The organism is Streptomyces sp. B1866, assembly GCF_031932565.1.
Lineage (GTDB): Bacteria > Actinomycetota > Actinomycetes > Streptomycetales > Streptomycetaceae > Streptomyces.
The window spans coordinates 1-13,528 of sequence record NZ_JAVSCF010000177.1 but is presented as its reverse complement, the minus strand read 5'-3'; the positions used below and the strand labels follow the sequence as shown (position 1 = coordinate 13,528).

Annotated in this window: 10 protein-coding genes, 1 tRNA gene and 1 pseudogene; 6 read left to right on the top strand and 6 right to left on the bottom strand. The window is 74.5% G+C overall.

Annotated elements, in window-relative coordinates:
* Positions 1-116: 116 nt before the first annotated feature.
* The 5 genes from RKE29_RS21080 (at position 117) to pyk (ending at position 7,558) form a co-directional block, all read left to right on the top strand.
* Positions 117-488 (top strand): chorismate mutase, encoded by a 372-nt coding sequence (locus RKE29_RS21080; RefSeq protein WP_312007069.1) that lies wholly within the window; start codon positions 117-119, stop codon positions 486-488.
* A 185-nt stretch (positions 489-673) separates the two neighbouring features.
* Positions 674-3,223 (top strand): aminopeptidase N, encoded by a 2,550-nt coding sequence (pepN, locus tag RKE29_RS21075; RefSeq protein ID WP_312007068.1) that lies wholly within the window; start codon positions 674-676, stop codon positions 3,221-3,223.
* Positions 3,224-3,651: 428 nt separating this feature from the next.
* Positions 3,652-5,082: a SidA/IucD/PvdA family monooxygenase gene (locus tag RKE29_RS21070; RefSeq protein ID WP_312007067.1), complete on the top strand. Its 1,431-nt coding sequence runs from the start codon at positions 3,652-3,654 to the stop codon at positions 5,080-5,082.
* A 125-nt stretch (positions 5,083-5,207) separates the two neighbouring features.
* Positions 5,208-5,957 (top strand): SIMPL domain-containing protein, encoded by a 750-nt coding sequence (locus tag RKE29_RS21065; protein WP_312007066.1) that lies wholly within the window; start codon positions 5,208-5,210, stop codon positions 5,955-5,957.
* A 155-nt stretch (positions 5,958-6,112) separates the two neighbouring features.
* Positions 6,113-7,558, top strand: coding sequence for a pyruvate kinase (gene pyk, locus RKE29_RS21060; protein WP_312007065.1), 1,446 nt, complete (start codon positions 6,113-6,115; stop codon positions 7,556-7,558).
* 101 nt (positions 7,559-7,659) lie between these two features.
* On the opposite strand, the gene RKE29_RS21055 is transcribed toward pyk, so the two are convergent.
* Positions 7,660-7,734 (bottom strand) — tRNA-Leu (locus RKE29_RS21055).
* A 97-nt stretch (positions 7,735-7,831) separates the two neighbouring features.
* On the opposite strand from RKE29_RS21055, the gene RKE29_RS21050 reads away from it, so the two are divergent.
* Entirely contained in the window at positions 7,832-8,500 is a 669-nt protein-coding gene (locus RKE29_RS21050; RefSeq protein WP_312007064.1) for a response regulator, read from the top strand.
* A 17-nt stretch (positions 8,501-8,517) separates the two neighbouring features.
* On the opposite strand, the pseudogene RKE29_RS21045 reads toward RKE29_RS21050, so the two are convergent.
* The 5 genes and pseudogenes from RKE29_RS21045 to RKE29_RS21025 form a co-directional block, all read right to left on the bottom strand.
* A pseudogene (locus tag RKE29_RS21045) lies at positions 8,518-8,826 on the bottom strand (AfsR family transcriptional regulator); the annotation flags it as partial.
* A gap of 54 nt (positions 8,827-8,880) precedes the next feature.
* A complete protein-coding gene (locus RKE29_RS21040; RefSeq protein ID WP_312007063.1) occupies positions 8,881-9,762 on the bottom strand; it encodes a TIGR03619 family F420-dependent LLM class oxidoreductase in 882 nt (293 codons plus the stop codon).
* Between the two features lie 125 nt (positions 9,763-9,887).
* Entirely contained in the window at positions 9,888-10,184 is a 297-nt protein-coding gene (locus RKE29_RS21035) for a hypothetical protein (protein ID WP_312007062.1), read from the bottom strand.
* A 375-nt stretch (positions 10,185-10,559) separates the two neighbouring features.
* Entirely contained in the window at positions 10,560-11,084 is a 525-nt protein-coding gene (locus RKE29_RS21030) for a hypothetical protein (RefSeq protein ID WP_312007060.1), read from the bottom strand.
* 152 nt (positions 11,085-11,236) lie between these two features.
* The coding region (locus RKE29_RS21025; RefSeq protein WP_312007059.1) for an NB-ARC domain-containing protein at positions 11,237-13,528 on the bottom strand (2,292 nt) is incomplete at its 5' end.

The window sequence follows — 13,528 nt, the reverse complement described above, 5'->3', positions numbered from 1 at the left end:
CCCGCCGCACGGCCCCGGCCCGTGGCCGCCCGTCCGCCCCCGGCGGGGCGCGGGCCGCCCCTGCCTGCCCGCCGCGCCCTCCCGGGCCGCCGCCTCGCCGCATAGGGTCGGACCCCATGGACATCAGCGACACCGCCCCCCGCGTCCCCGCCGACGGGACGGCCCCCGCGGACGGGGCCGCCGGCACCCTCGACGGAGTGGACGAATCCGTGCGCGCCGAGCTCACCGGGCTGCGCGAGAGCATTGACAACATCGACGCGGCCGTCGTCCACATGCTCGCCGAGCGCTTCAAGTGCACCCAGCGGGTCGGCTACCTCAAGGCGGCCCACCGCCTGCCCCCGGCCGACCCGGCGCGCGAGGCACGGCAGATCGAGCGGCTGCGGCGGCTCGCCGAGAGCGCCCGGCTCGACCCGTCCTTCGCGGAGAAGTTCCTCAACTTCATCATCGCCGAGGTCATCCGGCACCACGAGACCATCGCCCGCGCCTGACCCTCCCGCCTCCGGCCGGCCANCACGAGACCATCGCCCGCGCCTGACCCTCCCGCCTCCGGCCGGCCAGCGCACCCCGCGACGCCGACCCGGCGCCGGTCGCGCGCCCGGTCGCGCGCCCGGCGCCCGGCGCAACCCCCGCTTTCCCCGTGTGCCACCCCCGGGGCATACGGCAGCATGTCCCCATGTCCGTACTGACGCGCGACGAAGCGCAGCGGCGAGCCCGCCTCCTCGACGTCCACCGCTACCTCATCGACCTCGACCTGACCCGCGGCGACGAGGTGTTCGGCTCCACCACGACCATCCGCTTCAGCGTGCGCGAGGCGGCTGCGGACACCTTCGCCGAGCTGCGGCCCGCCGCCCTGCGCCGCGCCGAGCTGGACGGGCGGGAGCTGGACCCGGCGGCCCTCGCCGACGGCCGCCTCGCGCTCACCGGCCTCGCCGAGGGCGAGCACGAGCTGACCGTCACCGCGGACATGCGCTACTCGCACACCGGGGAGGGGATGCACCGCTTCACCGACCCCGCCGATGGCCGGACGTACCTGTACACCGCGTGCTGCGAGGCCAACGCGAGCCTGGTGTTCGCCGCCTTCGACCAGCCCGACCTGAAGGCCGTCCTGGAGGTCGCCGTCACCGCCCCGGCCGACTGGACCGTGCTGGGCAACGGCGTCGCCACCCGGGACGGGACCGCCGGCGGCCCGGACCCGGTCCGCTGGCGCCTCGCCCCCACCCCGCCCATCAGCACCTACCTGATGGCCGTCGCCGCCGGCCCGTACCACTCGATACACGCCGAGCACGCCGGCATACCCTTCGGCCTGCACGTGCGCCGCTCGCTGGCCCCGCACCTGGAGGCCGACGCCGAGGAGCTGTTCGCCGTCACCCGGCGCTGTTTCGACCGCTACCACCAGATCTTCGCCGAGCCCTACCCCTTCGACTCCTACGACCAGGCGTTCGTCCCCGAGTTCAACTCCGGCGCCATGGAGAACCCGGGCCTGGTCACCTTCCGCGACGAGTTCGTCTACCGCTCCGCCGTGACCGACGCCGACCGGCAGACCCGCGCCATGGTCATCGCCCACGAGATGGCCCACATGTGGTTCGGCGACCTGGTCACCATGCGGTGGTGGGACGACATCTGGCTGAACGAGTCCTTCGCCGAGTACATGGGCTACCAGATCACCACCGAGGCCACCCGCTTCACCGACATCTGGGCCGACTTCGGCGTCCGCCGCAAGAGCTGGGGCTACGACGCCGACCAGCGCGCCTCCACCCACCCCGTCGCGCCCGCCGCCGCCGACGTGCCCGACACCGCGGCCGCCCGCCTCAACTTCGACGGCATCTCCTACGCCAAGGGCGCCTCCGCGCTGCGCCAGCTCGTCGCCTGGCTCGGCCGGGACGCCTTCCTCGCCGGCATCAACGAGCACTTCGCCCGCCACCGCTTCGGCAACGCCGCCCTCGCCGACTTCCTCGACTCCCTCGCCCACGCCTCCGGGCGCGACGTGCACGGCTGGGCCGACCGGTGGCTGCGCACCACCGGCGTCGACACCCTCACACCCGCGGTCACCGCGAACGGCGGCCGGTGGAGCGTGGACATCCGCCACCAGGGCGGCGGCACCACGCGCCCGCACCACATCGCCATCGGCCTGTACGACCACGAGCCGGCCGCCCCGCACAAGCTCCAGCTGCGCGACCGCGTCGAGGCCGAGCTGCCGCCCGGCGACGGCGAGACCGTCACCCTGTCCTTCACCGGCCCCCGCCCCGACCTGCTGCTGCTCAACGACGGCGACTTCACCTACGCCAAGGTCCGGCTCGACACCGGCTCCTGGGACGCAGCCCAGCGCTCGCTGTCCGGCCTGCCCGACGCCGTCACCCGCGCCGTGGTGTGGAACGCCGCCCGCGACATGGTGCGCGACGGCGAACTCCCGCCCGCCGCCTACCTCGACGCCGTCCGCGCCCACCTGCCGCACGAGACCGACATCGCCATCGTGGAGGGCGTCCTCGCCTTCGCCCGCGGCCAGGTCGCCGACCGCTTCCTGCCGCCCGCCCGCCGCCCCGCCGCCCTGGCCGTCATCGCCGCCACCTGCCGCGACCTGATGCGCCGCACCGAGGACGGCTCCGGCCCCGGCCTGCGACTCGCGGCCGTACGCACCTTCGTGGACAGCGCCGGCGCCCCGGCCGCCGCCGAACTGCTCGACTGGCTCGACGGCGACACCGTGCCCGGCGGCCCGGCCCTCGACCCCGACCTGCGCTGGCAGGTCCTGCGCCGGCTGGCCGTCCTCGGCGCCGCCACCGCCGCCGACATCGCCGCCGAACTCGCCCGCGACCCCAGCGCCACCGGCCAGGAGAGCGCCGCCCGCTGCCGGGCCGCCCTGCCCGACGCCGCGGCCAAGGACGCGGCGTGGGCCGCCCTGTTCGACCCCGCGGGCGAGCTGTCGAACTACCTGTTCACGGCCACCGCCGCCGGATTCTGGCAGCCCGAGCAGCACGCCCTGCTCACCGACTACGTGCCGCGCTACTTCCCGTCGGCCGTCGCCCTCGCCGCCCGCCGCGGCCCGGCCATCGCCGCGGCCCTGGCCCGCTTCGGCTTCCCCACGACGGTGGACGGCGAGACCCTGCGGCTGGCCGAGGAGTGCCTGGCCGGCGCCGGCACCCTGCCGGCCCTGCACCGGGGACTGGCCGACCAGGTGGACGACGTCCGGCGGGCGCTGCGGGTCCGGGAGCGGCACGGAGAGGCGTGACCGCCCCCGGACCCGCCCGGGCGCCGCGCCCGCCCGGCCCGCGCGAGGCCGCCCGCCCGCACCCGGCGTCCCGTACGGCGCGTTTCCCACGTACGGGTGGAGTAGATCCCGGCACCCGGGAAGACCGCCCGACCGCCCCGTAGCGTGGAAGAGCAGCCGACGTCCCGACCTCGACACCCTTTTCGACCTCGACACCACGAGGGGCACACCGTGCCTGTGCCCGCTTGACGGGGCCGACCGCCCGCACGCCCTCGCGGGCGGCGCCGACGGCCCCCGTGCCCTCCGCCCCCAGCCGACGGAGGACCGCGCCGTGCTCGGCGGTACGGCCGTCCCCGAGGGGCGGTGGCTGACGGCCACCGCCTCGAACCCCCGCACCCGGCCCAGCGACCTCACCGCGCTCCCGCACCTCGTGGAAGGCAGCACCGCCCATGAGCACCGCCGAACCCCCCGCGCCCCCGGTTCCTGACGACCCCGAGACGCCCCTGGACCTGGTCGGCGTCGGCATCGGCCCGTTCAACCTGTCGCTGGCCGCCCTGGCCGACGGCGCGCCCGGCCTGCGCACCGCCTTCTACGAGCGCGAACCGGCCTTCCACTGGCACCCGGGCCTGCTGGTGGACGGCGCGGCGCTCCAGGTGCCGTTCCTGGCGGACCTGGTGACGCTCGCCGACCCGGCCAGCCGCTGGTCGTTCCTGAACTACCTCAAGGCGCGCGAGCGGCTGTACCCGTTCTATGTGGCCGAGCGGTTCCGCATCCACCGCGCCGAGTACGACGCGTACTGCCGCTGGGTCAGCGAACAGCTGCCGGGGCTGCACTTCCGCCACCGGGCCGAGGCCGTGCGCTGGAGCCCCGACCGCGGCGCGTTCGAGGTCGAGGTCACCCGGCTCGACGAGGACGGCGAGGCCGTGGCCCTGGACCCGGTCGCCGCCCGGCACGTGGTGCTGGGCGTGGGCACCGAGCCGTACGTGCCGGAGCCGCTGCGGCCGCTCGCCGACGCGGCCGCCGTGCCCGTCCTGCACGCCGCCGACTACCTGGAGCACCGCGAACGGCTGGTGGCCGCCGGGCACGTCACCGTGGTCGGCGCGGGCCAGTCGGGTGCCGAGGTCTTCCTCGACCTGCTGCGCGCGCGGCCGGCCGGCGCGGAGGACCTGCACTGGCTGGCCCGCGGCCCCGCGTTCGCGCCCGCGGAGTGCGGCAAGCTGGGCCTGGAGCGGTTCACGCCCGACTACACGCGCTACTTCCACGCCCTGCCCGAGCCGGAGCGCGACCGGCTGCTGTCCGGCCCGTGGCAGCTCGACGGGGGCATCGGCCACGACACCCTCGCGGCCATCCACGACGAGCTGTACCGCCGCACCCTCGACGGCGGCTGGCCCCGCGCCGTCCTCACCCCCGGCGTCACCGTGCGCACGGCCGGCCGGGCGTCCGCCGGCCGCGTGGAACTGCACCTGGAACACCTCCAGCAGGGCACCCGCGCCCGCCTGGTCACCGACGCCGTCGTGCTGGCCACCGGCTACCGCGAGCGCCGCACCGACACCCTGCTGGCCGAACTCGGCCCGTACCTGCGCCGCGACGCCGCCGGGCGCCCGTGCGTCGACGAGCGGCACCGCCTGGAGCTCGACCCGGTGGTGAAGGGCTCGGTGTACGTGCAGAACGCCGAGCGCCACACCCACGGCGTCGGCGCCTCCGACCTGGGCCTGGCCGCCTGGCGCTCCGCCGGCATCCTCAACTCGGTGACGGGCGGGGCGCTGTACCCGGCGCCGGTGCGCACCGCGTTCACCACCTTCGGCCTGGGGCCGGGGCCGGGCGGCGGGGAGCCGCCGCCGGGCTGGGGCGGCGAGCGCCTGGTGTCCACGCGCGCGTAAGGCCGGTCTCCCGCGACGAGCGGCCCGCGCGGGGAGAGCGGGAGCCCGCGGCGGGGCGGGAGCCGCGGCGGGGCGGGAGCGCGTACCGCTCGCCACCCGCCCGGCGCGCGCACCATGCTGGGGTCATGGCCGACCAGCCGCGGCACCAGCCGCCGTACCCGCCCCAGACCCCTGAGACCACCCCGGACCGCGCCGCCGCGCCGCCGTACGGCACCCCCGACGCCCCGCGCGTCGCCGTCCGCGGCGAGGCCCGGCTGGAGGTCGAGCCCGAGATCGCCCGCATCGCCGTCACCGTCGGCGCGCGCGGCACCGACCGGCGCGCCACCTTGGAGGACCTCACCCGGCGCAACGCCCGGGCGCTGGACCTGGTGAGGTCCTACGGCGAGGCCGTCGAGAAGCTGGAGACCGGCTCCTTCAGCCTCACCCCGCAGCTCACCGAGAAGGGCCGGCACGAGCGCGTGCACGCCTACCACGGCAGCGTCCACACCGCCGCCACCCTCGCCGACTTCACCGCCCTCGGTGAACTCGCCACCCGCCTCGCCGGCCTGGACCTGACCAGCGTGGCCGGCCCGTGGTGGGCCCTGCGCCCCGACTCGCCCGCACACGGCGAGGCGCGGCGGCAGGCGGTACGGGAGGCGGTGCGGCGCGCGCGGGAGTACGCGGACGCGCTCGGCGCCCGGATCGTCGCGCTCGTGGAACTCGCCGACATCGGGGCCGAGAGCCCGGAACCGTACTCCGCGGTGCGCACCCGGTCGCTCATGGCCTACGGCGCCGCCGCCGAGTCCGACGCCCCGCCGCTCGACCTCGAACCGCTTCGCCAGACGGTGTACGCGCACGTCAACGCACGTTTCGTCATGACCCCGCCCGCGCTGTAGCCCGGCCCGCCGCGGCTCCCGCGGCCCGGCGGGCCCCGCTCAGCGGAGCGCGGCGGCGCACGTTTCATTAGTTGTCAGAAAGCTGCCACCCAATGGCCATGGCCAGGTGGGCACTTCGCCGTCATCTACCAGTGGGTAAGCCGTACGCTCGACTCATGCGCCGAGCGAAGATCGTCTGCACTCTGGGGCCCGCGACCGACTCGTACGAGCAGATCAAAGCACTCATCGAGGCCGGAATGGACGTGGCCCGCTTCAACCTGAGCCACGGCACCTACGCCGAGCACGAGGAGCGGTACCGCCGGGTGCGCAAGGCGTGCACCGAGACCGGACGCAACGTCGGCGTGCTCGTGGACCTTCAAGGCCCGAAGATCCGGCTGGGCCGTTTCCGCGAAGGGCCTGTACTGCTTGAACGCGGCGACGAGTTCACGATCACCGTCGAACCGGTCGAGGGCGACCGCTTCCAGTGCGGCACCACCTACCGGGGCCTGGCCGCCGACGTCAGCAGGGGCGAGCGCATCCTGGTGGACGACGGCCGCGTCACCCTGGAGGTCCTGGGCGTCGACGGCCCGCGCGTGCACACGATCGTCATCGAGGGCGGCATGGTCTCCGACCACAAGGGCCTCAACCTGCCCGGCGTCGCCGTCTCCGTCCCCGCCCTGTCCGACAAGGACGTGGCGGACCTGCGCTGGGCCCTGCGCACCGGCGCCGACGTGATCGCCCTGTCCTTCGTGCGCGACGCGGCCGACGCGGTGGACGTACGCCGCGTCATGACCGAGGAGAACCGCCGCCTCCCCGTCATCGCGAAGGTCGAGAAGCCGCAGGCCGTGGAGAACCTCGCCGAGATCGTGGACGCCTTCGACGGCATCATGGTCGCGCGCGGCGACCTCGGCGTGGAGATGCCGCTGGAGTCCGTGCCGATGGTCCAGAAGCGCGCCGTCCAGCTCGCCAAGCGCAACGCCAAGCCGGTCGTCGTCGCGACCCAGATGCTCGACTCGATGATCGAGAACTCCCGCCCGACCCGCGCCGAGGCGTCCGACGTCGCCAACGCGGTCATCGACGGCGCGGACGCGGTGATGCTCTCCGGCGAGACCAGCGTGGGCAAGCACCCGGTCGAGACGGTCAAGACCATGGGCCGGATCGTGGCCGCGGCCGAGGAGGACATCCTGGCCAAGGGCCTGCCCCCGCTGACGGACCGCACCAAGCCGCGCACCCAGGGCGGCGCCGTGGCCCGCGCGGCGGCCGAGATGGGCGACTTCCTCGGCGCGCGGTTCCTCGTCGCCTTCACCCAGAGCGGCGACACCGCCCGCCGCCTGTCCCGCTACCGCTCGCCCATCCCGCTCCTGGCCTTCACCCCGGAGCCCGCCACCCGCTCGCAGCTCAACCTGACCTGGGGCGTGGAGACCTTCCTGGGCCCCCGGGTGGACTCGACCGACGAGATGGTGGCGCAGGTGGACGAGGAGCTGCTGCGCATCGGCCGCTGCCGCCCGGGCGACGTCGTGATCATCACCGCGGGCTCCCCGCCCGGCGTCCCGGGCTCCACCAACCTGGTCCGCGTGCACCGGATCGGGGAGGGCGCCGCGGGGCAGCGGGACCGGGAGTGAGCCGGGCACAGCCGTGGACGGCCGCCAAGCCGGGGCGCCACCCGCTCCGGTCCGCGGCGCGCGCGTGACGCGTTCAGGTGACGGACGGAGAAAAAGGAGAGTGCCCCGGGTCGGACTCGAACCGACACTGTATGGGTTTTGAATCCATTGCCTGCTGCCAATTGGGCTACCGGGGCCAGCGCAATCGCAGGTGGCCGAGCACCTGCTGTGGGTCCACCATACAGGAGCTAGGTAGGCTCAGGGTGCCCCACCTGCCCGGAAGCGAGGAGCACAGTGAGCGCCGCTGACGCCCCCGACGAGAAGCCTCCCACCACCGCGGACGACACGTCGCACATCCCCCCGACCACCACCCGTGTCGTCATCGCGGAGGACGAGGCGCTGATCCGCCTCGACCTGAAGGAGATGCTGGAAGAAGAGGGCTATTCCGTCGTGGGCGAGGCGGGTGACGGGGAGTCGGCCGTGGCGCTGGCCCGCGAGCACCGGCCCGACCTGGTCATCCTGGACGTGAAGATGCCCGTCCTCGACGGCATCTCCGCCGCCGAGCGCATCGCCGCCGAGCGCATCGCGCCCGTCCTGATGCTCACCGCCTTCTCCCAGCGCGAACTGGTCGAGCGGGCGCGCGACGCGGGCGCCATGGCGTACCTGGTGAAGCCTTTCAGCAAGAGCGACGTGGTGCCCGCCATCGAGATGGCCGTCTCCCGGTTCACCGAGCTGAAGACGTTGGAGAAGGAGGTCGCCGACCTCTCTCAGCGGCTCACCACCCGCAAACTGGTCGACCGCGCCAAAAGCGTCCTGCAGACGGAATACGGACTGACCGAGCCCGCCGCCTTCCGCTGGATCCAGAAGACGTCGATGGACCGCCGCCTGTCCATGCAGCAGGTGGCCGAGGCGGTCATCCAGGACGCGGAGGAGAAGAAGCAGCAGCAGAAGGGCGGCGCGTAGCCGGCTGCCCCGGCCGGTCAGGCCGGGGCCACGGGCGCCAGCAGGGCGCGGACCTCCGCCGCCTCCTGCGACGCACGTGCTTCGTGGATGGCCAGTGCCTCGCGCCAGCAGGCTTCGGCGCGGCCGGTCTGTCCGAGGCCGTACAGGGCCCGCCCGAGCACGGTCAGGATGACGGCGCGGCGCCATTCGCCGCCGATGCCGCGCAGGGCGAGGGCCTGCTCGGCGTGGGTGGCGGCCTGCGCGGGGTGGTCGAGGTCCAGGTGGGCCTCTGCCATCTGCTGGTGGGCCATGCCCTCCCACAGCGGCTGCCGGTAGTCGTGGAAGAGGGNGCCCGAGGCCGCCGCGCCGGCCGGGCCCTGCGCCGCCGCGCGGCCAGGCCCTCAGCCGCGTGCGCGTCCCGGCAGCCGCGCGGCCAGCGCTCGCATGCGCCGGCCGAAGCCGTCCTCCGCCACCGACCCGAACCACACGGACAGATGGTCGGCGCCCGCCCGCTGCCACGCGTCGGCCTCGGTGCGCAGGTCGTCGGCCGTCCGCCCGCCGGGGCCGTCGTCGTCCCAGGAGATCCGGGCCCCGGCCGCCACCGGCCGCCCGCCGCTCAGCTCGCGCAGCGCAGCGCGCCGCTCGGAGAACTCCTCGGGGCCGAGGGCGAACCCCTGCCACCAGTCGCCCAGCTCGGCGGCGCGGCGCAGCGCGGCCTGTGAGTTGCCGCCGATGAGGAACGGCACCGGGCGCTCGGGCACCGGCTGGAACACCGCGCGCTCGTCGAAGGCGTGGAACCGGTCCCGGTAGGGGCCGCCCCCCTTCTCGTGCAGATGGCGGATCAGCCGCAGGGAGCTGGTGGTCAGCGCCCCGCGGCTGCCGAAGTCGACCCCCGCCGCGTCGAATTCGTACCCCTCCCATCCCACGCCCGCGCCGAGCACGAACCGCCCGCCGCTGAGGTGCGCCAGCGTCGCGGCCTGCCGGGCCAGCACGAGCGGAGCACGCAGCGGCAGCACGACGACGGTCGTGCCGAGCGTGACCCGCTCGGTGGCCGCCGCGAGGTAAGCGAGCGTCACCAGGGATTCGTACACCCCGCCGTACCGGTCGGGGCCGTAGGGGCCGGGCGGAAGCACGTGGTCGGGCAGCCACACGCCCTCGTACCCCAGCTCCTCGGCCTCCCGGGCGAGCCGGACCAGCTCCTGCACGCCCATGCTGGGCGACTCGTCCGGCAGTACGACGTGCACCTGCACGGCGGGCTCCTCTCGCGGCCAGGTCAACGGCATCCGTGCCTTTGTAGACCTTGACGCCACGTGAAGGTCAAGCCCGTCCGTCAGGGACGGAAGCTCTGGGAACCGCCGGACGCCCGGTCGGCCTGTCGGCTGCGCGCTTCCCGGGCGGCGCGGGAGAGTCAGACGGGCCGGTGGACTTCGGCCGGGGCGTAGCGGGGGGCGGTGGGCCGGTGGACCTCGGTGGGGATGTAGACCGGGGTGGCGGGTCGGTGGACCTCGGCGGGCGCGTAGCGGGGGGCGGCGGGCCGGTGGCTGTCGGCGGGCGCGTCCACGGCGGTGCCGGGCCGCGCCGGGCCGACGGACGTGGTTCGCTCGCTCGCTCCTGCTATCGATACGGCCGAAGCCTGTACGGCGATGCCGGCGACGGCTGCGGCGGCGATTAGCGAGGCAGCAAGGGTTTTTCTGACGTGAGACATTTCCGCTCCTGCGAGGTTGGATGTTTACCTATTTCGACATGCGAACACATGCTCGATGAATGCATATGCCTGGGGTTGGCCGGATGCCGCCGAAGCTTGGCGGGAAGGGCACCGTTTCGCGCATACGGCAGCGGGGCCGACGCCGACGCCGTCCCCTCCTGCGCCGTCGACATCGGCCCCGTGCTGTGTCCCCCGTGACGCGGAGCCGCTCTCCCCAGACCATGCTCCGCGTCCCGTGTCCCCCGTCCCCTCGTCACAGGGGGCACCACCCCTCGCTTCCGGCCCACCGGGAACAAAGCCCACGGCTACGCGGCGGAACAGGCGGAATCGAGGGGAAGTCGCGGACCGGGCGGGCAGGCCCGGTCCGAACAGTCCCTAGCCCTTACCCCCCGAGGGCCAGTGGGTCTCACTCTGCGCACCGGGCGGGGCCAGATCGGCCCCTACCAGACCGTCCTCAGCCTCACCCTCGTCCTCGGCGTCCGGAGCCGGCGGCGCGCCCTCGTCGACGACCACGGAGCCCTCTGCGGGAATCTCCAGGTCGGGAGTGGTGCGCGGCGCGGGCAGCCGCAGGCCGTCCAGCGTGCTCGCCGCATCGTGCGCCGGGAGGTGGTGATCCTCGGCGGCGAGCGACGGCAGTGCCGGGCGGTGGCCCTCCATCGTGGCGATGGGCTGTTGCCCCGGGCGGTGGCCCTCCACGGTGGCGATGGGCTGCTGCCCCGGGCGGTGCCCCTCCACGGTGGCGATGGGCTGCTGCCCCGGGCGGTGCCCCTCGTCCGCGACGACGTGGCGCTGATCCGGGCGGTGCCCCTCGTCCGCCTCCACGGAATCGGCGGGCGAGAGGTGGCCTTCCAACGGACGGAAGGCGTCGGATTCCGGCTTGGCGTCCTTGTCCTGACTCATGACGATCAACTCCATTACTGCAAGGGCAGTCGAGTAGGACGCCCGGCCGGCGACTCCCCCGAGATCGCCGGACGGGCGCCCTTCAGGGCCGGACCCTCCGGGTCGGACCTGACGCCGACCCGTCGGCCCCCCGCGGGGACGGATCGACTGACTCAAGACTCCCGCGTAGCGATAAACGATTGATGAACGTCCGAGCCGGGGGATGTCATGCGGCGGCCACGGGCTCCAGCAGGGCGCGCACGACCTTGGCTTCGGGCGTGCCCAGCTGTTCGTGAATGGCCAGTGCCTCGCGCCAGCAGGCTCCGGCGCGGCCGGTCTGCTCCAGACCGTACAAGGCCTTGCCGAGCACCGTCAGGACGATGGCGCGGCGCCATTCGCCGCCGATGCCGCGCAGGGCGAGGGCCTGCTCGGCGTGGGTGGCGGCCTGCGCGGGGTGGTCGAGGTCCAGGTGGGCCTCTGCCAGTCGCTGGTGGGACATGCCCTCCCACAGCGGCTGCCGGTTCTCCTGGAACAGGTNGCTGGTGGGCCATGCCCTCCCACAGCGGCTGCCGGTAGTCGTGGAAGAGGGCGAGGGCTTCGGCGAGCTGGTCCAGCGCTTCGGCGGGCTGGCCCGCGCGGGTCAGGGCGACGCCCAGCGCGTACTTGCCGTTGGGCAGGCGTACGGTGCGGCCCAGGCTCTCGTAGATGGCCGCTCCGCGCCGGGCCAGCTCCACACCGCTGTCCAGGCGGCCCGTCTCGACGTGCGCGCGCGACAGGATGCACAGGGCGTCGGCTTCGCCGGGGCGGTCGCCGACGGCGCGGAAGGAGTCGAGCGCCTGACGGTAGTGTGCCTCCGCGGCCCTCGGGTTCCGCCGGACGAGCGCGTTGGTTCCCAGCGTGACGAGGGCACGGCCGAGGATCACGGGGTCCTCCGTGTCACTCCCCAGCAGCAGGGCCCGCTGAGTCTCCGCGTCGGCCCGGTCGGACCTGCCGGTCACCACGTGGGCGTTGCCCAGCGCCAACCGCGCGCGCCCTTCCGCCCAGGAGTCACCCGTCCCCCGCGCGGCCTCGCCGATCAGGGTGGCCACGCTCTCGTACCGATGTCCGGCGGCCCCGGATTCGGCGAGATCCGTCACCGTGAGCAGCAGGTCGGCGGCGCGGCGGAGGAGGTCGCCGCCGGNGCCCGTCTCGACGTGCGCGCGCGACAGGTTGCACAGCGCGCTGGCCTCGCAGGGCCGGTCGCCGAGGGAGCGGAAGATGTCGATCGCCTGGAGGAGGTACGCCTCCGAGTCCTTCTCCGAGTCCTCCAGGTCGCGTCGGCCGAGCGACACGTTGATGCCGCGCTCGGTGAGAGCCCGGCCCACGGTCATGGGGTCTTCGGCGGCGGTGCCCAGCAGTACCGCCCGCTGTGACTCCTCGCCGGCCTTGCCGAACTTGTCGGTCAGGCCGTAGACGTTGGCCAGCGCCAGGCGTGCGCGCCCCTCCGTCCGCAGGTCCTCCGCCGTGCGCGCGGCCTCGCTGACCACGGTGGCAACGTTTTCGAGCCGGGGTGCGTTGGCCCCGGATTCGGCGAGGTCCTTGGCCGTGAGCAGCAGGTCGGCGGAGCGGCGGAGGAGGTCGCCGCCGACGGACTGGCGGGCGCAGGCCAGCAGGCACTCGGCTTCGGAGTACAGCCAGTCCAGGGCCGTCTTGGGGTCCTGGAAGTCCAGTCCCGGGTACCGGGTCGGGGCGAGGAAGTCCACCAGGCGGTCGCCGGGCCGCTGGAGCGCGTACACCTGGGCCGCGGTGGCGAGGTAGAAGTCCAGCAGTCTGGAGAGGGCGGCCTCGCGTTCGGCGGGGGTCTCGTCGCGTTCGGCGCAGGCGCGGGCGAAGAGGCGGACCAGGTCGTGGTAGCGGTAGCGGCCGGGGGCGGCGGACTCCAGGAGGCTGGTGTCGACCAGGGTCTCCAGCAGGTCCTCGGCGTCGTCGGGGTGCATGGCGAGGACGGCGGCCGCGGCGGTGAGGGAGATGTCGGGGCCGTCGGCCAGGCCCAGGAGGCGGAAGGCGCGGGCCTGCGCGGGTTCCAGCCGGCCGTAGCCGAGTTCGAAGGTGGCCTTGACGGCGAGGTCTCCGGCGCGCAGTTCGTCCAGGCGGCGGCGCTCGTCGGCCAGCCGGCGGGCCAGGGCGGAGACGGTCCAGGTGCGGCGGGAGGCCAGGCGGGAGGCGGCGATGCGGATGGCCAGCGGCAGGAAGCCGCAGGCGGCGACCACGTCCATGGCGGCCTCGCGCTCCGCGCCGACCCGCTCCTGCCCGACGATCCGGGTGAAGAGGACCAGTGCCTCCTCCGGGCTCATCACGTCCAGGTCGACCAGGTGCGCACCGGCCAGGTCCACCATGCGGTGGCGGCTGGTGATGAGCGCGGCGCAGCCTTCGGTGCCGGGCAGGAGGGGGCGCACCTGAGCGGCGTCCCGGGCGTTGTCCAGCAG

Coding starts and splice junctions, on each gene's coding strand:
- pepN (WP_312007068.1), top strand. CDS start 674: ATGTCCGTACTGACGCGCGACGAAGCGCAGCGGCGAGCCCGCCTCCTC.
- RKE29_RS21040 (WP_312007063.1), bottom strand. CDS start 9,762: ATGCCGTTGACCTGGCCGCGAGAGGAGCCCGCCGTGCAGGTGCACGTC.
- RKE29_RS21065 (WP_312007066.1), top strand. CDS start 5,208: ATGGCCGACCAGCCGCGGCACCAGCCGCCGTACCCGCCCCAGACCCCT.
- RKE29_RS21070 (WP_312007067.1), top strand. CDS start 3,652: ATGAGCACCGCCGAACCCCCCGCGCCCCCGGTTCCTGACGACCCCGAG.
- RKE29_RS21080 (WP_312007069.1), top strand. CDS start 117: ATGGACATCAGCGACACCGCCCCCCGCGTCCCCGCCGACGGGACGGCC.
- pyk (WP_312007065.1), top strand. CDS start 6,113: ATGCGCCGAGCGAAGATCGTCTGCACTCTGGGGCCCGCGACCGACTCG.
- RKE29_RS21035 (WP_312007062.1), bottom strand. CDS start 10,184: ATGTCTCACGTCAGAAAAACCCTTGCTGCCTCGCTAATCGCCGCCGCA.
- RKE29_RS21030 (WP_312007060.1), bottom strand. CDS start 11,084: ATGAGTCAGGACAAGGACGCCAAGCCGGAATCCGACGCCTTCCGTCCG.